The sequence below is a fragment of the Paenibacillus arenosi genome (genome assembly GCF_014841135.1).
Taxonomy (GTDB): Bacteria; Bacillota; Bacilli; order Paenibacillales; family Paenibacillaceae; genus Paenibacillus_B; species Paenibacillus_B arenosi.
The window spans coordinates 74,210-92,869 of sequence record NZ_JACYTN010000020.1 but is presented as its reverse complement, the minus strand read 5'-3'; the positions used below and the strand labels follow the sequence as shown (position 1 = coordinate 92,869).

At 45.0% G+C, this 18,660-nt stretch carries 19 protein-coding genes; 4 read left to right on the top strand and 15 right to left on the bottom strand.

Translation table 11 applies throughout. The annotated features are described in order from the left end of the window. Positions 1-224: 224 nt before the first annotated feature. Positions 225-875, bottom strand: a complete 651-nt coding sequence (locus tag IFO66_RS18600) for a phosphodiester glycosidase family protein (RefSeq protein WP_337913374.1) — start codon at positions 873-875, stop codon at positions 225-227. Positions 876-1,266: 391 nt separating this feature from the next. Between IFO66_RS18600 and IFO66_RS18595 the strand changes: the two genes are divergently transcribed. Then, a complete protein-coding gene (locus IFO66_RS18595; protein WP_192026601.1) occupies positions 1,267-1,563 on the top strand; it encodes a magnetosome magnetite crystal formation protein family in 297 nt (98 codons plus the stop codon). A 97-nt stretch (positions 1,564-1,660) separates the two neighbouring features. On the opposite strand, the gene IFO66_RS18590 is transcribed toward IFO66_RS18595, so the two are convergent. From IFO66_RS18590 to IFO66_RS18580, 3 genes are read right to left on the bottom strand one after another with little or no spacing between them, the layout of a single operon-like run. Further along, positions 1,661-1,807, bottom strand: coding sequence for a hypothetical protein (locus tag IFO66_RS18590; RefSeq protein WP_169449354.1), 147 nt, complete (start codon positions 1,805-1,807; stop codon positions 1,661-1,663). A 40-nt stretch (positions 1,808-1,847) separates the two neighbouring features. After that, positions 1,848-2,192, bottom strand: coding sequence for a carboxypeptidase (locus IFO66_RS18585; RefSeq protein WP_192026600.1), 345 nt, complete (start codon positions 2,190-2,192; stop codon positions 1,848-1,850). Positions 2,193-2,207: 15 nt separating this feature from the next. Then, a complete protein-coding gene (locus tag IFO66_RS18580; protein WP_192026599.1) occupies positions 2,208-2,507 on the bottom strand; it encodes a hypothetical protein in 300 nt (99 codons plus the stop codon). A gap of 143 nt (positions 2,508-2,650) precedes the next feature. Between IFO66_RS18580 and asnB the strand changes: the two genes are divergently transcribed. After that, on the top strand, positions 2,651-4,504 hold the full coding sequence (gene asnB, locus IFO66_RS18575) for an asparagine synthase (glutamine-hydrolyzing) (RefSeq protein WP_192026598.1): 1,854 nt from the start codon (positions 2,651-2,653) through the stop codon (positions 4,502-4,504). A gap of 87 nt (positions 4,505-4,591) precedes the next feature. On the opposite strand, the gene IFO66_RS18570 is transcribed toward asnB, so the two are convergent. From IFO66_RS18570 to IFO66_RS18555, 4 genes are all read right to left on the bottom strand, one after another. Further along, positions 4,592-5,893 (bottom strand): homocysteine synthase, encoded by a 1,302-nt coding sequence (locus IFO66_RS18570; RefSeq protein ID WP_192026597.1) that lies wholly within the window; start codon positions 5,891-5,893, stop codon positions 4,592-4,594. A 184-nt stretch (positions 5,894-6,077) separates the two neighbouring features. Beyond that, positions 6,078-6,734, bottom strand: a complete 657-nt coding sequence (locus IFO66_RS18565; protein WP_192026596.1) for an XTP/dITP diphosphatase — start codon at positions 6,732-6,734, stop codon at positions 6,078-6,080. A 5-nt stretch (positions 6,735-6,739) separates the two neighbouring features. After that, positions 6,740-7,501, bottom strand: a complete 762-nt coding sequence (rph, locus tag IFO66_RS18560) for a ribonuclease PH (protein WP_192026595.1) — start codon at positions 7,499-7,501, stop codon at positions 6,740-6,742. A gap of 133 nt (positions 7,502-7,634) precedes the next feature. Next, positions 7,635-8,726: a GerMN domain-containing protein gene (locus IFO66_RS18555; protein WP_192026594.1), complete on the bottom strand. Its 1,092-nt coding sequence runs from the start codon at positions 8,724-8,726 to the stop codon at positions 7,635-7,637. 195 nt (positions 8,727-8,921) lie between these two features. Here IFO66_RS18555 and IFO66_RS18550 point away from each other — a divergent pair, with 195 nt between their 5' ends. Next, positions 8,922-9,518 (top strand): phosphatidylglycerophosphatase A family protein, encoded by a 597-nt coding sequence (locus IFO66_RS18550; protein WP_192026593.1) that lies wholly within the window; start codon positions 8,922-8,924, stop codon positions 9,516-9,518. A 126-nt stretch (positions 9,519-9,644) separates the two neighbouring features. Here the strand turns inward: IFO66_RS18550 and IFO66_RS18545 are convergent, their stop codons facing one another. The 7 genes from IFO66_RS18545 to IFO66_RS18515 all read right to left on the bottom strand — a co-directional run bounded on the left by IFO66_RS18545 (position 9,645) and on the right by IFO66_RS18515 (position 16,845). After that, positions 9,645-10,736 (bottom strand): MBL fold metallo-hydrolase, encoded by a 1,092-nt coding sequence (locus IFO66_RS18545; RefSeq protein ID WP_192026592.1) that lies wholly within the window; start codon positions 10,734-10,736, stop codon positions 9,645-9,647. A gap of 106 nt (positions 10,737-10,842) precedes the next feature. Further along, complete coding sequence (locus IFO66_RS18540) at positions 10,843-11,577, bottom strand: class I SAM-dependent methyltransferase (RefSeq protein ID WP_192026591.1); 735 nt, start codon at positions 11,575-11,577, stop codon at positions 10,843-10,845. Positions 11,578-11,926: 349 nt separating this feature from the next. Next, positions 11,927-12,988, bottom strand: a complete 1,062-nt coding sequence (locus tag IFO66_RS18535) for a Gfo/Idh/MocA family protein (protein ID WP_225445885.1) — start codon at positions 12,986-12,988, stop codon at positions 11,927-11,929. Positions 12,989-13,118: 130 nt separating this feature from the next. Beyond that, positions 13,119-13,844 (bottom strand): ThuA domain-containing protein, encoded by a 726-nt coding sequence (locus IFO66_RS18530; protein WP_192026590.1) that lies wholly within the window; start codon positions 13,842-13,844, stop codon positions 13,119-13,121. A gap of 99 nt (positions 13,845-13,943) precedes the next feature. Next, positions 13,944-14,912, bottom strand: coding sequence for a sugar phosphate isomerase/epimerase family protein (locus IFO66_RS18525; RefSeq protein ID WP_192026589.1), 969 nt, complete (start codon positions 14,910-14,912; stop codon positions 13,944-13,946). Between the two features lie 40 nt (positions 14,913-14,952). Next, on the bottom strand, positions 14,953-16,035 hold the full coding sequence (locus IFO66_RS18520; RefSeq protein ID WP_192026588.1) for a Gfo/Idh/MocA family protein: 1,083 nt from the start codon (positions 16,033-16,035) through the stop codon (positions 14,953-14,955). A 60-nt stretch (positions 16,036-16,095) separates the two neighbouring features. Further along, positions 16,096-16,845, bottom strand: a complete 750-nt coding sequence (locus IFO66_RS18515; RefSeq protein WP_192026587.1) for a sugar phosphate isomerase/epimerase family protein — start codon at positions 16,843-16,845, stop codon at positions 16,096-16,098. 289 nt (positions 16,846-17,134) lie between these two features. Between IFO66_RS18515 and IFO66_RS18510 the strand changes: the two genes are divergently transcribed. After that, a complete protein-coding gene (locus IFO66_RS18510; RefSeq protein WP_192026586.1) occupies positions 17,135-17,977 on the top strand; it encodes a helix-turn-helix transcriptional regulator in 843 nt (280 codons plus the stop codon). Positions 17,978-18,660: the final 683 nt, after the last annotated feature.

Below are 18,660 nucleotides of genomic sequence, written 5' to 3'. Positions count from 1 at the left end.
CATAAGGTGCTGGTGCGGCTGACATTTCTCTTATGAGGGATGTCAGTGTTTCTTTTAGCGAATTCGCGTACTCATTCATTGGCGTAACCTCCTCGTTTTTTCAAGGGGCTACGTTATACATTTCCATCTGCTTGTCAAGTGCTATTTCTCATTTTTGCGCAAAAAAGAGCAGGTTATCTTTTTTCGATAAACCTACTCTTGTTCTTAATTTTTGATCCTGTGCCTTAACTTAATGACATTGGGGTCTCCCCTTCCCTTTTTTTGTTTTGGTTCCAGGATGTCGGATTAACTGTGACCATACTAAATACAGGACGAGCCTCACCTCGTGGATCGAATGTGCCATTAGATGCACCACTTTTAAAGCGCATTTGTGAAGAACCACCACCATCCAAATAAGCAGCTTGGAAACACCCTTGATTTTTCATGAATTCTCTCATACCCCAAGGAGTTTCTCCTAAAAAAACTACCAAAACGATTTTAGCATTAGAATTATAACCTATGGCAGTGCGGGATCTTAATATAGGGTCTGAGTAAGTATTACCGGTTCTACTTATAACATCATTAATTCCAGAAGCTCCTTCGTTAACATCTAAACGACGGTAAAATTCTTGTTTATTGATATTTTCATTCACATAAAGATTCAAACCACCTATAGCAAAGTAATTTGTATTTGGAACCCCGGGATGATCTGAGAGTCGAGAAACGTTGGCTACTTCATTTACACGATAGTTACCACGTAAATGATGATAGCTATAAAAAGTTCCACGAGTTTTATTCCCGTAAGCTGTAAATGTTGCGTTGCCGCCGATACCACTACCATTATTAACTGCAATCCCTAAAAAATCATTCGAATTATTGAAGAACGTTCCATTTATACCGTACTTCCCAGAGTTTATAACAGCTCCAGAAATCTTTTCAACTGCAACGATACTTGGATCTGCCTATAGCTCAAACAAAACGAGAGAAAATTTGCTATTAAAAAAGATTTCATAAGCAAGAAGACATGAAAATAACTGGTATGAGAAAATTGGACAGAATCAGATTCGTTATGATTGGTCAAGGCAGCTTAGATAAGTGAAACCAGCCGCGCAAAAAACAAATTATGAAGCCGCCTAGCTTTATCCAATTAATATGTACGCTTATTTATACAATCGTCACTTCCACACTTCTACTTTTGTTACAACCTCTCCAAAATGGGTAAACTCTAGAAAATAAACGTTCCTATTTCGCATATGCTACTTTAGAAAAAGTAAAGAGGTGATTCCTTTGTCTTCGAAACATTTACTTGCCGCTTTAAGCTACTTCAGCATCTTTTTCGCCGGGGTACTGCTACCGCTTGTCGTACTGTTCATTGCCGATAATAGCTATACTCGTAAGCATGCAGGTTATGCCCTAATTTCTCAAATACTTCCTTTCGTCTTTATTGTATTCGTATTCATTTCCTTGTTCGGTGGAGAATTTGTAGTTAGCTTTGGATTGACTCTTTTAGCGGCAATTCTGACTTTCTTTATATTCGTCTGGAACATTATTATGGGGGTTAAAGTTCTTCGGGAAGCGAATTAGTGTTGTAATAGGCGTAAAAAAGCAACAGGCGCAGCTCCCCCACCAGAATACAGAGCGCTTCGCCTGTTGCCCAAAATCAATCAGATTGCTTGTTAGTCTACCCCTTTTTACTACTATCCCGCTTGCTGCCATCCCATGGATTTTTTTGTGCAGGATGCTTTACATTTTTCATAATGACGTCATGTGCATGATTTTGTTGATGTGCATATTTATTTCCTTTATTGTCCTTAAATGATTCTGTCATCGTTTACGCCTCCTGTTACCTGTTATGGGTACAATCATGACTACTCGTTAAGAGAATCCAATTGGGAACGTACTTCAGGACAAGCTAATAAATTATCAAGAAAATGCGCTTTTGCTTTCCAATCGCAACCAAACGTATCGTCGCTGAACTCTTCTTCTGCCACTGACTCCAGCGCTTGATGAACGTCAGGCGCCACTTGAGCAGCAGCACCTCCATATGCATGAGCCTGCAGCACCCGAACAATTTCGTAGCCACCATTTGGAATCGCAGTTACGTAAGCAAGTAGATTCCCTGTTCGGCCAAAAGGGATGATCTCGACCTCTGCACATAATTTCCCGTCAACTGTTGTCGTTTTTTTAAAATGAGCTTGTTGAATATCAATCACCGTTATCCCCCTTCCTCAATGCCTTATTTGGGACAGAGCTTGCTTCGTAGTTGACGTTCCTAACTTAGCTATGATGTTGTAAATATCATCCACAACCTGTTGACTGCGAGCATTCAGCTCCACCTCAGGCACATCGATAATCGGATTAAATCCGCGGTATAACGCTTCTGTCTCAGCCTCCTCCAGCTTGGAGAATTGACCCAGCAGCGCTGCTGCTTCATCCTCTGTTGCATAAATAATCCACTCATCGCCTTGCGTGGAATTAGGGAGCACGGTTCGAGCATGAACCGAAACATAATACGTATGACGACTCACATCACCCCTCCTTTTTTGTTAGCTTCCCCTGGTGGACATACATCTTATCCGGCTTCCTGCATACCCATGATATTATCTTGATTTATAGACAGCTCGGTCATCGGTCTTCTCGGTAGTATCGGAGCAGAGAGGATGAACAATTTATGTGTGGAATTACAGGATGGATCGATTGGAACCGCGACCTCACATTGAGCCATAATACAGCCATCGTTGAGCAAATGACAGAAACGTTGACAGCAAGGGGACCTGATGCCAAAGGAACTTGGATTGCAGGTTCATGTGCACTCGGCCATCGCAGACTAGCTGTCATCGATCCAACAAATGGCGCTCAACCAATGGTCATCCATCACGAAAGCGGCACTTATGCAATTGCGTATAACGGTGAACTTTACAATGCAGGTGATTTAAAGGAGGATCTGCTTCAGAAGGGCTACAAGTTTCGCACCCAATGTGATACAGAAGTACTTTTGATTGCATATATCGAATGGAAGCAAGCCTGTGTAGATCGATTAAACGGCATTTTCGCTTTTGCTGTGTGGGAACAATCCGAACAGAGACTGTTCATGGCTCGTGATCGACTTGGAGTTAAACCGCTCTTCTATGCGGAAGGGGAAGGCTGGTTTGCTTTTGGTTCCGAACCTAAAGCCTTACTGAAACATCCGAACATATCACCAACAATTGGTTCAGAAGGGGTCGCAGAAATTTTTATCGTCGGTCCTGCCCGAACCCCCGGACATGGCATATACAAGCAACTGCGAGAAGTACGACCTGGCAAAACACTAACCTACGATCGCAATGGAAGCCATTTATCCACCTATTGGCAGCTTGAAAGCTACGAACACGAGCATAATGAAGAAGAAACCGCCCAACATGTCAGAGAACTATTACTGGATACGGTTGAACGCCAACTTGTTTCTGATGTTCCCGTCTGTACGCTGCTGTCAGGTGGACTTGATTCCAGCGCTTTAACCGCGCTGACTGCCATGCATTACAAGCGGAATGGATTAGGTCAGATAAACACCTTTTCCGTTGATTACGTGGACAACGATAAACATTTCAAAGCACATAGCTTCCAACCAAATGCGGATGAGCCTTGGATACAGCGAATGGTGGAAGAGCTGCAAACGAAACATCATTTTATTAAATTTGATACTCCTGAATTAGTTGAGTCTTTGACAACAGCCGTTCATGTCCGAGATTTACCTGGAATGACGGACATAGACGGATCGTTGTATTTATTTTGTCGTGAAATTAAAAAAAACGCCACTGTCGCTTTATCCGGAGAAGCTGCTGATGAAGTGTTCGGCGGGTATCCTTGGTTCCATAGAGAAGAAGCATTATCCGCCTCCACCTTCCCGTGGGCCTTATCCCTTCCCCTTAGAACCAGTTTATTGAAGCCCGAAATTGCTGATGCGATAAAAGGAGAACAGTACGCGTCAGACCGTTATGCGCAAGCCGTTGCAGAAGTCCCTCTCCTCCAAGGGGAAGATGAAGCCGCTAGGCGGATGAGAAAAATGTCTTATTTGAATATCACAAGGTTTATGCCCACCTTGCTTGATCGCAAAGACCGAATGAGCATGGGCGTTGGGCTTGAAGTACGCGTGCCTTATACGGATCATCGCTTAGTGCAATATGCATTCAATGTGCCATGGTCCATTAAAACACATGGCCACCGAGAAAAGGGACTGCTTCGTAAAGCACTAGAAGGACTGCTCCCGCACGATGTGTTATATCGCAAAAAAAGCCCGTATCCAAAAACCCACAATCCAAGTTATCTCAATGCTGTACGCACGCAAGTATTGGAACGATTGGACGATCCGAACTCTCCACTTCATACCTTTATTCAAGCTGATCGTATTCGTACTATCGCTGCTTCGGAAGAAGCTAGCTCCAATCTACCTTGGTTCGGTCAGCTGATGTCTGGACCTCAGTTGTTCGCTTATCTGCTGCAAATTGATTATTGGATGCGGACGTATCAAGTTCAGGTGCGCTTCTAAACCGTCATAATTTATATAACACAAGAAAGCCGCTTTCCTTTAGCAGGTAACTCCTGCGGGGAAAGCGGCTTTCTTTATAACTACGGATCAAACACGCGCTAATTGGCTAGCAGCAATCGCTTGACCAAGGTCATGAATAATATCTTTTACGGATTCTGTACCAACTGATAAACGAATAAGTCCAGGAGTTACTCCAGCGGACAATTGCTCTTCTGCGGACAGCTGTAAATGCGTTGTGCTCGCAGGATGAATAATAAGCGACTTCGAATCTCCGACATTAGCTAAGTGAGAGAGCAACTTAACGTTCTCAATCACTTTGCGGCCTGCTTCCACGCCACCTTTAATCTCGAATGTTACAATGGCCCCTTGGCCATTCGGCAAATATCTCTGCGCTAGCGCATAGGATGGATGACTCGGCAGCCCGCTGTAGCTTACCGATTGCACCGCTTCGTGCTGCTCGAGGTATTGAGCTACCTTTAAGGCATTTTCACTATGGCGCTCCACACGCAAATGAAGTGTTTCCAAACCTTGCAGCAGTAGGAAAGCATTGAATGGCGATAAACTCGCGCCAAGATCACGCTGCAATTGAACGCGTGCCTTAATAATGTAAGCAAGCGATCCTACAGCTTCTGTATACACAATGCCGTTATAGCTAGGATCAGGCTCTGTCAGACCAGGGAATTTGTCAGTTGCAGCCCAGTCAAAGCGACCGCTATCAACAATAATGCCACCGATCGTCGTACCGTGACCACCAATGAATTTGGTAGCAGAATGAACGACGATGTCAGCACCATGTTCGATTGGACGCAATAAATAAGGGCTAGGGAATGTATTGTCTACGATGAGAGGGATATGATTGCTGTGAGCGACTTCAGCCACTGCTTCAATATCAAGCACGTCGCCTTTAGGATTGCCAATGGATTCAGCAAAAAGCGCTTTTGTCTTCGGAGTAATGGCCTTTCGGAAATTTTCGGGATTACTTGCATCCACGAAATGAACTTTAATGCCCAGCTTCGCTAATGTATTGGCGAACAGATTATATGTGCCACCATACAAGGTCGAGGAAGAAACAATTTCGTCTCCTGCCCCTGCAATATTTAAAATGGCAAATGTAATCGCCGCCTGACCAGAAGCAGTTGCTAAGCCCCCTACACCGCCTTCCAATGCGGCCACACGCTTCTCAAACACATCCGTTGTCGGATTCATAATGCGTGTATAGATGTTGCCAAATTCCTTCAGGCCGAACAAATTGGCCGCATGGTCGGTGTCTTTAAAAGTGTAAGAGGTCGTCTGGTATAGCGGCACTGCTCTTGATTGTGTTGCTGGGTCCACTTCTTGCCCCGCATGAATAGCTAGCGTCTCCAATTCGTACTGATACTCCTCACTCATCTTAAACCATCCTTCCCCGTCCACAATTTGGAATCATATTGATGTGAAGAAAGGCACCTTTACACATATACGCTGCAAAGGTGCCTTTATGTATACTACCTTATCGGAAGACGGATCAGATGTCTATAGGATTAAGGAATATTTTATACTTTTTCACTCGGAATTATCGGCATTAAAGAAAAGATTAATGTCCTACTCCCAATGACAAGCGCTGCATCAATAGGCGCAACGCCTCGCCTCGATGGCTAATGCGTTGTTTTTCCTCTGGAGCAAGCTCTGCCATCGTTCGCTCATAGGACGGAACGTAGAAGTGCGGATCATAGCCAAACCCATAGTTCCCTCGCGGCTGTTCAACGATGACACCATCACAGGTTCCAACTGCTTCATAGGACTGTTTCGTGTTCGGATCATACAGCACTAACGCGCACACAAATTGTGCAGCACTGAGTCCTACTGCCTCTTCTCCATCTGCCAGCACATACTGCTCGCTGTCAGCCTTTAATGCTTGTAGATTGTTGATTAAACGGGCATTGTTTGCCTCATCATTGCCGTGTTCTCCTGCGTAGCGGGCCGAATATACACCTGGCTCACCATTTAAACGCTCAACAGCAAGCCCTGAATCGTCTGCCAGCACAGGAATGCGAAGCGCCTCCGCAACGGTCATTGCCTTCTTGAACGCATTTTCAAGAAAAGTTTCGCCGTCTTCTTCTACATCAGGAATGAGAGGGTAGTCTGCCAAACTCTTCACTTGGAGACCAAGCGCGCTAAACGCAAGCGTAAACTCACGCACTTTACCAGCATTTCGAGTTGCAACAAGGATTGTATCTCCCACGACAGGCATTCGTTTTATGCCTCCTTGTTGGATGCTGCTGCAGCCGTAATCTTGTCTACAATCGCTCCAAGTGCTTCTTTCTGATGCCCGATCATATCGAGCACCCCTTTCTCACCCAGCGCAAGGAGATCATTTAGCTCTGCACGTGAGAACGGGCTCTCTTCACCTGTTCCTTGCACTTCTACGAATTTGCCGCTTCCCGTCATCACAACGTTCATATCGACTTTCGCTGTAGAATCCTCATCATAGTTCAAATCCAATACAGCCTTTTCCTCGACAACACCAACACTAACCGATGCCAGGAAATCGGTAATAGGGAACTTCTTCAACGAATGCTGCTCAGCTACTTTATTAAGCGCGATAGCCATCGCTACAAAAGCACCTGTTATCGAAGTCGTACGTGTTCCGCCATCCGCTTGAATGACATCACAATCCAACGTAACAGTACGCTCACCCAACGCATGCAAATCTACTACCGAACGCAATGCGCGACCGATTAAGCGTTGAATTTCCATCGTACGCCCCGTTAATTTACCACGGTTGGCTTCACGCTGATTTCTCGTTTGCGTAGCACGTGGCAGCATTGCATATTCAGCTGTAACCCAGCCTTTTCCTTGACCTTTAAGAAAGGGAGGAACTCGCTCATCAACCGTTGCTGTACACAATACTTTTGTGTCGCCTACTTCAATGAACACCGATCCTTCTGCATATTTATTCGTATTCGTACGAATTGTAATCGGGCGGAGCTCATCCGCCTTTCGTCCGTTGCTTCTCATTGTTGTGCCTCCTACATTACTTCAACATGACCACCATTTAGTTAGAACATTCCTATTTTAACAAAGTCACGGATGAAAAGCATCTTTGGCTATGCAAAATATATGTCTCAGCCCGCTACAGTACAGTCGCATATTACCCTTTCCATACAGGAGCTACTTCTACACGCGATACGGGCTCGGAGTAGTTTTTGTTATCTGTGCCTTTAATATCCTTAACTCCGTTTACAAGCACTTGAACTTTCCCAATGCCCGGTCGCTCCGTCAACGATAATACAACCGCTTTAATCAACTCAGACGGAACTTTGTCCCCCTGCTCAAACATCGTATCTTCCAAGTTAACTGTCACAAGATCGTCCTTATGCTCGATCTTTCCAATCTTCGTATTTTCCGTCAAGACTCGTGACAACTGATTCGCATTCAGCGGACCTGCCACCATCTGCTCAAGAGTGGAGGTCAGTGGGTCATTAGATGGTGTAACCAACCTTGTAATCGGCACATAATATGCTTTGCCCTTCTCAGTAAGAGCAGTGAAATATAACGTAACTGGCGTGGAGTACATATCACTTACTCCGTCCGCCCTTTCTAGATTAATGCCGAAGCTCCGTGATAACCGGCCATCAATTGGCGTATCCCCTACTGGCATTGCCGTTAAGCGTTCCCCATTCATCCATAGTTGAACATGCTTCACATCAGGCAGTGAAGTTAGCGTCCAAACGATGGATTCGAGTACTTTGCGCTCGTCTTCCGTTTTGTATTGATGGAATTCATCAGAGAACTCTACAATGGCAAGCTGCTGCTCAGGCTTAATCGACAATTGTGTGACTTTTGTTCCTTTCGGTATCATCGCCTTAAAATCGGATGGCAGCTTCGCCGCATGAGCTCCCCCTTCAATTAGAAGCTCCAGCGCCGCCTTGCCAAGCTCATCACTGCTCTTCGCGTTCCATTGATATCCAATAGGAGCTAAATATCCATATCGATCACGTGCATACACGGTCATATTTGGCTTCGCTTGTTCATCTCCGATGTGCAAGCTTGTCCCTTGTACACCGCTCGCATTATTTTCGATTTGCTGAAGCATTTGCATTTCCACATCCAATGGAGGAGCGTCAATAGCACTTTCGCCACCGCATGCGGTCAATCCAACGGTCACCGTTAGTATACCAGCCAATATTCCAAGACGTGACAGACGGGAGCGTGAAGATACAGAGGTAGATACATGATTCATTGTTATATATTCCTCCTTGAACGGTAGTGATGCGAACGACAAACAGCCTAGCCTGTCAACGCACCTGTTTGTCCTATGTATACGAACAAGCAGGCAGGAACATGACCAGATTTGCAATTTTTGTTGGAAAGATGCATGCTTAACTTGTAGGATAAATCGGTAATACATGAAAGAACATATAATGAGGTGACTTACATGAGCACAGAAAACCATGCAAAAAAGCCATACAGTTTGAATAGCGAATTGGTAGAATCGGTGACAAGAGACTTACTTAAGAAGCGAGGCATCGAGCTTGAACATATTGCTGAGCTCGTCTTGTTCTTACAGCAAAAGTATTACCCTGAACTTACATTGGATTATTGCAAATACAGTGTGGATCAAGTGCTTCGCAAACGTGAGGTACAAAATGCCATTTTGACAGGTATCCAACTAGATATGATGGCTGAGGAAGGCAAGCTCATCCCTGTTCTGCAAGAGATGGTGGAAAATGATGAGGGCCTGTACGGCGTGGATGAAATTTTAGCTTTTTCTATCGTTAATGTGTATGGAAGTATTGGATTCACGAACTTCGGTTATGTAGATAAAATGAAAGCTGGTGTCCTTGAGCGCCTAAACGACAAAAATGATGGACATATTCATACCTTCTTAGATGATATTGTCGGGGCAATCGCTGCTGCTGCGAGCAGTCGAATTGCTCACCGCAAGCAAGCAGAGCGTGAGGAAGATATGGAGCATATGCGTCAACTTGCCGAGCTGCAAGCCGCTGCAGCAAAGGCGGAATTAGAGGGCTAGTGTTAGCTTTTTAAATTAAATACGTGCAAAAATTTTAAATAGGTACAAAATAAATAAGGTTGTCCGTGGCACTTGAAAAAGCGCCAAATTCGGACAACCTTGTTGTTCGTTCAAAAGATTCCTCTATTAGCTGATTGTACACGCAGCTCGCTTCTTAGAGTCACTCCACATATAGGCATCTCCCACTTGCCCCTGAGAATGCTCACAATGAACTTGCCCACGGCGTTCAAGCTCTATTAAATGCGACAACGTCTCTCCCATTGCAAATCGGAATTGGTGCACCGTAAGCCGTCCAATATTCCCAAAGATGCGCGTACATAACTGATAAGCCGTCATCGGTTCACGCACGAGAATAGCATGCCATTCAGCCAAGCGCTCTTCATGATGCTGAAGTAAATAATCAATACGCGCATGATATTGATAAAATGGATTGCGGTGACCTGGCAGTACAAGTTCCACCTCTAATGCAGAAAGCTTTTTCAACCCTTCCAGATATAGCTGCAACGGCTGCGGATCACTGCCAGGCAAATAGCTCACATTAGGTGTAATCTGTGGCAGCACATGATCGCCTGCAAGGAGCAAACCATGTTCTTTATTGTAAAAGCTTATGTGGCCAGGCGCATGACCATGCGTTTCTATAGCTGCCCATGTTCGCCCACCAAACACCAGCTCATCCCCATCATTTATATAGGTCACTTCTGGAAGTGGGCTAACACATGTCTCAAAGCTATCCATATGCTCCCCAAGCATCCCCATGACCTCTTCAGGTGCACCCTGCATGCGCATTAATTGCTGTATCTGCTGAGCCATTTGATTGCCATCACCCCATAGCATAACTGCATGCTGCCAACCGATGCGGGACAATACGACCGGCACGTCATACTTCTGCTGCAACAAACCCGCCATACCTAGATGATCGGGATGATAGTGAGTTAATACAATTTGACGTAGAGAGCCAGCATGTATAGACAACTTGTCCAACACTTCCTGCCATGCAGCTTCTGCTTGTGGTGTCCGCAATCCAGGATCTACAATCGTCCATTCGTTATGATCCGACTCACGCATCGCATAGGCATTCACCCAACGAAGCGAGAAAGGCAGTGGGATACGAATCTGATAAATGGGCTCCAACTGCTTATGCTCATCCTGCCAAACGGTAATACTCCAATGTTCACCTTCAGCCCATGCCTGACCTTGCCAACGCTTCGCTTCTGCCATCCTGTCAACTTCCTCTCTATTTCCGTTAAAGTCTAGGGATTTCACTTTCAAGATGTATGCCGTGTATGCTTATATAAATGATTGAACATGGGAGTTCAAAAGTTGGTTAGCGTTTATGTCCAATCATAATCAATCTTTTCGATGTCTCTGAATCGTATGGTGCCCCGTCATAGCCGCCAAATACGGCATCCAGCTGTAATCCTGCTGAGGAGAACATTTGCTCAAACGACTCTCGACCGTACAGTTTAACCCGCTCATCGTAGTGACGAGCCTCACCCGTCTCCAAGTGTGTAAGAATGATGTGTTTCTTCACACATCCATCCTCGATCTTACGCGTTTCCGTGATTCGATTGCCTTCGTCTTCCCGCTCCGACTCTGCAACTAAATGAATTTCTATATAGGTAGGGTTCAAAAAGTCAATAAGGAACGGTGCACCAGGCTTAAGCACACGGCTTACTTCTGTAATAACTTGGCTATTCTCTTCGTCTTTCTCGAAGTAGCCAAACGATGTAAATACATTGACGACCGCATCAAACGTATTTTCAAAAGGTAGCTTTCGCATATCACCGTGAACGAACTCGACTTGCTCTGCTTGGTCATGAAGACGTGCCTCACGAAGCAGTACCTCTGACAGATCCATTCCTGTCACCTGATAACCTGCCTCTGCAAGTGCAAGCGAGTGACGCCCCATCCCGCAGCATAAATCCAATATATGCGCGCCTTCAGGGAGTTCCAACCAACTAACCATTCGTTGAACTTCCTCTACAGCACCCTGCATATCGCGATGCTTATATACAAGCAAATAATCCTCACCAAAGCTTTGTTCATACCATGCCTTCATATTCATTCACCTCAATAAAATACAACCATAGACATGTAAGCGGCATATGAATCATACGTGCAACACGCATAGTTTCACTGTATACGCTTCATGCTATTCCACTATTGTACCTGTTAGGGAAGCATTTGTTAACCGTGCTTTCCTCAATTCTCTAACAGCAGAAATCCCTTATCCTATCTTCATTCCCTATCTTAAAAAGAAAAGACTGCCCAGAACTAGTCGCGGTCAACCTTGCAACTCGTTATGTAACAGTCTTCTATATTTTTAATTGTATCTCAAATTATAATCTTTCGCCTTATACAACATCCATCCCGAATCCGAATCAACTTCTTAACATCTTCACGACCACCTAGTCCAAACGAACTTCACGGCCTTCACGCGCTGACTGATACATTGCCTCTAGAATACGAATCATATCTACGCCTTGTTCTGGCGTAAACTCCGGCTCCGCCAAGCCGAGCACTACATCAACAAAATGATTTACATTTTCTTGATGCCCCCAGCCGCCAATTGGAATTTGCGGTTCTGAATTGACCGAGTGTCCACCGATTTCGGTAAATAACTTGAATGTCTCATTCCGCATAGAGAAGCCACCCTTCGTACCGCGCATTTCCACAAATACGTCGTCCTCCTCGATATGAGAAGCCCAGCTAACCTCTACTTGAAGCGTCGCTCCATTGTCAAAGCGAATAAAGCCTGTTGCCAAATCCTCAACATCATACGTATCGCCATCTACATGTCTGGACTCTCCTTCGATCTTGGCTTGAGCAAAGTGACTATATGTCGCGCCTGTTACCGCAATCGGCTTCGGATTGCCCATTAGCCACATCGACAAATCAATCATATGAACGCCAAGGTCAATGAGCGGCCCGCCACCAGACAGCTCTTTCGTCGTAAACCAGCCACCTTTTCCCGGTATACCCTTACGGCGTATCCAGCCGCAGCGGCCTGTATACAAATGACCTGCACCGCCTTCCGCAATCCACTGCTTCAGGAACTTTGGACGTGAGCGATAACGGTTATTGCGCATGACCATTAGTACTTTGCCGCTTTTCTCTGCTGCCTCTTTCATACGAATTGCTTCATCAGGATGGATAGCATCCGGCTTTTCACAAAATACATGCAAACCTCTCTCCAATGCCGCAATTGCCAACGGTGCGTGCAAATAGTTAGGCGAGCAAATATCAATAATGTCGAGCTCTTCTTGCTCTAGCATCTCTTCCCATTCTGTGTACACGCGAACTTGTCCGATCTCATCCGCTACAGCACAAGCGGAAGGTTTGTGCGTATCGCACACCGCTACGATCTCCGTATGCGGATTGGCCAAAAAAGCAGGCATATGAGCACCGCGGAAAATGCCTCCCGTTGAAATTACACCTACACGCAGCTTGCGTTCCATATTTACTGTCATCTTCCACACGTCCAGTCTCTATGAATAGATAGTATTCTCTCTCAGCCAGATGGCTTAGTAGAGGTAGATTATTTGATAGGGATATAACCTGCCCTCTACATAGAAGGCAGGTTATTGGCTTACTACTCTATTATCCGTTCAATGGCTCTAGCGGCTGTGCATGGCCATACGCTGGATAACTGCGTGTAGATGGCTTCGCCCACTCAACTGCGTTGCGGATAACGCGTTGAATGTGTTCGTTATGATACGTAGGATACGTCTCATGACCTGGACGGAAGTAGAAGATCTTCCCTTGACCGCGCGTGTACGTGCAGCCGCTGCGGAATACTTCACCACCGCTGAACCAGCTAACGAATACGAGTTCATCTGGCTGCGGAATATCAAAATGTTCACCGTACATTTCCTCAGCTTCAAGCTCTATATATTCGCCGATGCCTTCTGCAATCGGGTGACCTGGAGCCACAACCCATAGGCGCTCCTTATCGTTAGCTTCACGCCATTTTAGGTCGCAAGATGTGCCCATAAGCTTCTTGAATATTTTCGAGAAGTGTCCCGAGTGAAGAACAATTAGTCCCATCCCGTGCAGAACACGATTGTATACGCGTTCTACGATTGCATCGTCCACATCTCCGTGTGCCAAATGCCCCCACCACAGTAGTACATCCGTGTCATTAAGCACTTCTTCTGTTAATCCATGCTCAGGCATATCCAAAGTAGCATGACGAACTTGGAAGGAGGAACCAAGTCCATCCCCGATTGCACCATGAATACCGTTCGGATAAATCTCTGCTACTGTTGGATTGCGTTTCTCATGCTGATATTCATTCCAGATTGTAACTTTAATTGGTTGTGTCATGATGGCTCCGCTCCTATTGTCTAGGTTATGAAATATATGATGAGTAAAAATATTGACTTCTGCGATCAAGGATTATTACTTATGAAACTGGCTAGAGGCTTACACCCACCACATTTCGCCTAGCGGTTCTTTCATCAAAATAGGCTGCAATGCTTGAACGGCCTTTGTAAAGCCTTCATCGATCGACATCAAGCCATCTTCATGCTCAATGCTAATCACATAATCGTACCCTACTAAACGCAGCGCACTAATAATATCCGCCCACGTCTTCGCATCATGCCCGTAACCGACTGTCCGGAACTGCCATGCACGGTCAAGCATGTTGGAGTAAGACTGCATATCCGTAACACCATGACGATGTACATTCACAGGATCGATAGTCGTATCTTTCGCATGGAAATGATGAAGCGCATTTTCACGACCTAGGATGCGTATTGCTTGCACGGGATCGATTCCTTGCCACCACATATGACTCGGGTCCAAGTTAGCCCCAATCACTTCACCTACTGCTTCACGCAATTTGAGGAGGGTAGCAGGCGTATGCACGGAGAAACCACCGTGAAGTTCCAGACCAATTTTCACATTGCGTTCAGCCGCATATTGGCCAACTTCTTTCCAATAAGGAATGACTTTCTGCGACCACTGCCAGTCCAATATTTCTTGGAAATCGTTCGGCCAAGGCGCCACCGGCCAGTTCGGATACTTCGCGCCTTCATGATCACCAGGGCAGCCAGAGAAGCCATTTACAACAGGTACACCAAGCTCTGCAGCCAAGTCGATCGTCGCCATGAAATCATCATGGAACGCTTTCGCAATCGGCGCTTGTGGATGAAGCGGATTGCCATGACAGCTAAATGCGCTAATCGTCAAGCCTCGGGATGCAACCGCCTCACGAAAAGCTTCCAACTTTGCACGATCCGCAAGCAGCTCATGCGGATTCGCATGCTTGTTGCCTGGGTATCCTCCTGTTCCGATTTCGACTGCCTCAACACCTTTAGCAGCAATAGTATCTAATGCCTCTTCTAATGGAAGCTGTCCATACAGCACTGTAAATACGCCCAGTTTCATTGCCATTCCTCCTTTGAAATCCCTGTTTGATCCGATCTATTTATTCGAAGTATACGGCTTTCCCTGTGCTAGCGGATTCGTATACCGCCTCAAGAATTTCTGAAACAACACAAGCTTGCTTCGGCGTAACGACTGGCTCTTTGTCATGCTCGATTGCGTCGATCCATAGACGCATTTCAAGATCAGGAGCGCTTTCCGTCTCGCCATCATAGAACGCAACGCCGCCGCTATTCATTTCGATCTTTTGCTCGTACAAGCGGCTGTGCTTCTCACCATTGATCGTCAGACCGTTCCACATATCAGCGCCGCCTTCTGTTCCGCTCAATGTACACATCGCTTCGCCAACTTGCGTAACATTAAGCGCCCAGCTCGATTCCAGCATGATCGTCGCACCATTTTTCATCACAATCATACCGAAAGCAGAATCTTCTACTTTGAACTTCTCTGGGTCCCATGGTCCCCATGCATTTGCTGCATCTTTGCGGCCGCCAAGCTTATGGAACGATGATCCGAGTACGACCTTTGGCTCATAGTTGTCCATCATCCACAGTGTTAAATCCAAAGCATGTGTGCCGATATCGATTAACGGTCCGCCACCTTGCTTCTCCTCGTCAAGGAATACGCCCCATGTCGGCACTGCGCGACGACGAATCGCATGTGCTTTGGAGAAGTAGATGTCACCAAGATCCCCTGCTTCACATACTTTCTTCAAATACTGGCTATCTGAACGGAAACGATTGTTATAGCCAACAGTTAATTTCATACCTGTGCGCTCTGCTGCCTCAACCATACGACGCGCATCTGCTGCTGTCTTCGCCATTGGCTTTTCACACATAACGTGCTTGCCATTTTCCAAGAAATCGATCGTAATTTCAGCATGCGAATCATTTGGTGTACATACATGAACGATATCGATGGTTTTGTCTGCAAGCAGTTCGTTATAGTCTGTTGTTACAACCGCCTCCGCTGTACCGTACTTTTCTTTCGCCTCCTGTGCACGCTCTTCCTCAATGTCACAGAATGCTACCATCTCTACGTTTTTAAGCTTAGCCAAGGATGGCATATGCTTGCCGTTCGCAATACCACCACAACCAATAATCGCAATTCGATACACGTTAGACATAACGATTCCTCCTCCTATTTGGACAGCCTACGCTGTTTACATGTTTAGAAATGATGCTACTTAGAGATGATTCCTTATCCAAGCCAAGTTAGCTGCTGAGCTTTCCATGGCACATCGCTGTGTGTTGTCCTGCTCAACGATAAGCCATTCCACACCAATCTCTTCAGCGGTACGAGCAACTGCGACAAGGTCCAGCTCACCTTGTCCGAGTTCTACGGTAAGCGGGCCTTCTGGCGTACGTTTCAAATCTTTATAATGAATAAGCGGTAGTCGTTTCGCATGCTGCACAATTACATCGAGTGGTTCAAAGTCTGCATATTGAATCCAGCATACGTCTAATTCCGCGAGCAATTTTGAAGTTGGTACAAGCTCAAAAATCCAATCATGCACCGTCTTACCTGCCACTACTGTTGTAAATTCAAATTCATGATTGTGATATACAATCTGGATGCCGTGCTTGCCAGCTTGGTCCGCTGCTTGTTCCAATATAGATGCTGTATGTTTCAGTGCATCCATCGTTTCGTACTGCGCCTTATCCAACCATGGACAGATCAAATACCGATTGCCAATAGCCAAGCTCATTTCGATATGTTCATCTAAATGTTTGTCCAACTGCTCTATACCTACATGACTGCCTGCTACCTGCAAGCCATTACTTTTAAGTGTTGATGCCAGCTCCTCCGGCTTCAGGTTGCCGTAACCAGCTAATTCAACGCCCTCATACCCCATCTCTGCTACTCGAGCGAGCGTACCTGTGAAGTCACGTGCTGCTTCTTCCCGAACGGTATACAGCTGCAAGCCAATTTGCATGCTAATCCACCTCATCGTCATTGGAACATATTTTTTTGAAACCATCATGCAACGATCCAAATTCAAACCTGCCATTTAAAACAAGTAATATCGTAAACCAGAATTTATTTCGGTAAAAAAGCGATGAACAAAACAAGAAGTAAAGCGCTTTCTTACTAATGGTTTCATTGTGCCACATCCTCCTCTGACTGAGAATGAAGGATATAGTCTATACATGAACAATTCTGCTGCATATACTAGTAATAAGAGCGAACGCTGTACATGACTACGAATGAAATGAGGCAGTGGTATGGAACAATCACCGACGATGACAACACGACCCATCGATGTTTTATTTTCTGGACATGCCCGTCATTCCAAAGCACATAATCTGATTATTCCAGAGATGAAACACTACTTAATTCGATTGCAGCTAGAGGGAAGTGGCCATACAACAATAGATGGAACAGACAGATCGATTAAGCCCGGAAGCCTTTTGCTGCTTAAACCAGGAGATTATTACAACTTAAAAATTGGTTACACCGACCCCGAGCGGCTGATCCCGCTAACTAAGGTGCACAGTCTTGATTACTATTTAATTATAAATGGGCCTATGGTGGAGCAATGGTGGGCTGAGCACGTCAACGAACCACTCGTTGAGATTGATTTGGAAGATCGTATATTAGCCATTTGGCGAGAGATTATGATGGAGCATCGACTAGACCCTACGAACATGAACGATATCGTTGAACATTTAACGTATGTATTGTTTCGCTACATGGAACGAACGTTAGCAGGGCCTGAACTTAGCGAAGCACATGGTTTGCCTCGAACTGTGCTCAAAATGAAGCAGTTTATTGAGCAATCTTCAGCCGATCCGTTCACGATTAAAGATGTTGCAGACCATGTTCAACTCAGCGAATCTCGTGCCTCTCATTTATTTAAGGGAGCAACAGGGAAGTCGATTATGGATTACGCCATAGATTGCCGCTTAAATATGGCATGTGAACGAATACTGCATGGCTATATGTCATTGGAACAAATCGCGGAGATGTGCGGTTTTCAGAGCTATACGTATTTTCATCGTACTTTTAAAAAGAGACTCGGCTTGTCCCCTAGCCAGTATCGCGAACAACGTACACTGGGTAGATGATCGTTAAAGTCCTGTGTAACGTTAACAGCTTACTTAATTGATATGGACAAAAGTGCAGTTATTTTATTTAAAATTGTGCTTTTAGAAACAAAATAGGACAAATATGCAGGTATTTTCAGCATAAATGGCTTAATGGAGCTAAAGCTGCAAAAATAACTGCATTTTTGCGGATAATTCCCCTTTTAAGCTCATTTATGGACTAATTAAATGCACTTTTGTCCATTTTTGCGAACTTAGCTTGTTACACATTGATGCGGACACACCTCAAATGTAAACAAACAGTGATAGCTTCCCGTTACCCTATACAGTTACCCAGTACACTTTCTGTACAGTTACCCAGCACGCTTTGATGAGTCTAGTTTAGTTTAATTATTAATTTGGCAGCACATATGGCGAAAGCGACTTGGCCTCCGATTTGAAATCAATAACGAAATGCGCAGGTTCATTTATGGATACAATTACAAATGCAATATGCAATTTGGGGTTCGAATTCAATTTTGTTTCACCTATAAAAGGGACAATCTAACAAGAATGTACACTAGAGAATACAACCCATCTCCCCGCTTATTTAACAGACAATTGGTATTTCCATGAACTTTGTATGGAGCTATTGCAACTTGAAACAATGTCTTATATGCTAAGGGTATCTCATTAAAATAATTTTCATGCCTATGATCTCATTT

Coding starts and splice junctions, on each gene's coding strand:
- IFO66_RS18510 (WP_192026586.1), top strand. CDS start 17,135: ATGGAACAATCACCGACGATGACAACACGACCCATCGATGTTTTATTT.
- IFO66_RS18590 (WP_169449354.1), bottom strand. CDS start 1,807: ATGACAGAATCATTTAAGGACAATAAAGGAAATAAATATGCACATCAA.
- rph (WP_192026595.1), bottom strand. CDS start 7,501: ATGAGAAGCAACGGACGAAAGGCGGATGAGCTCCGCCCGATTACAATT.
- IFO66_RS18520 (WP_192026588.1), bottom strand. CDS start 16,035: ATGTCTAACGTGTATCGAATTGCGATTATTGGTTGTGGTGGTATTGCG.
- IFO66_RS18550 (WP_192026593.1), top strand. CDS start 8,922: ATGAGCACAGAAAACCATGCAAAAAAGCCATACAGTTTGAATAGCGAA.
- asnB (WP_192026598.1), top strand. CDS start 2,651: ATGTGTGGAATTACAGGATGGATCGATTGGAACCGCGACCTCACATTG.
- IFO66_RS18540 (WP_192026591.1), bottom strand. CDS start 11,577: ATGAAGGCATGGTATGAACAAAGCTTTGGTGAGGATTATTTGCTTGTA.
- IFO66_RS18545 (WP_192026592.1), bottom strand. CDS start 10,736: ATGGCAGAAGCGAAGCGTTGGCAAGGTCAGGCATGGGCTGAAGGTGAA.
- IFO66_RS18530 (WP_192026590.1), bottom strand. CDS start 13,844: ATGACACAACCAATTAAAGTTACAATCTGGAATGAATATCAGCATGAG.
- IFO66_RS18525 (WP_192026589.1), bottom strand. CDS start 14,912: ATGAAACTGGGCGTATTTACAGTGCTGTATGGACAGCTTCCATTAGAA.
- IFO66_RS18515 (WP_192026587.1), bottom strand. CDS start 16,845: ATGCAAATTGGCTTGCAGCTGTATACCGTTCGGGAAGAAGCAGCACGT.
- IFO66_RS18535 (WP_225445885.1), bottom strand. CDS start 12,988: ATGACAGTAAATATGGAACGCAAGCTGCGTGTAGGTGTAATTTCAACG.
- IFO66_RS18565 (WP_192026596.1), bottom strand. CDS start 6,734: ATGCCTGTCGTGGGAGATACAATCCTTGTTGCAACTCGAAATGCTGGT.
- IFO66_RS18570 (WP_192026597.1), bottom strand. CDS start 5,893: ATGAGTGAGGAGTATCAGTACGAATTGGAGACGCTAGCTATTCATGCG.
- IFO66_RS18555 (WP_192026594.1), bottom strand. CDS start 8,726: ATGAATCATGTATCTACCTCTGTATCTTCACGCTCCCGTCTGTCACGT.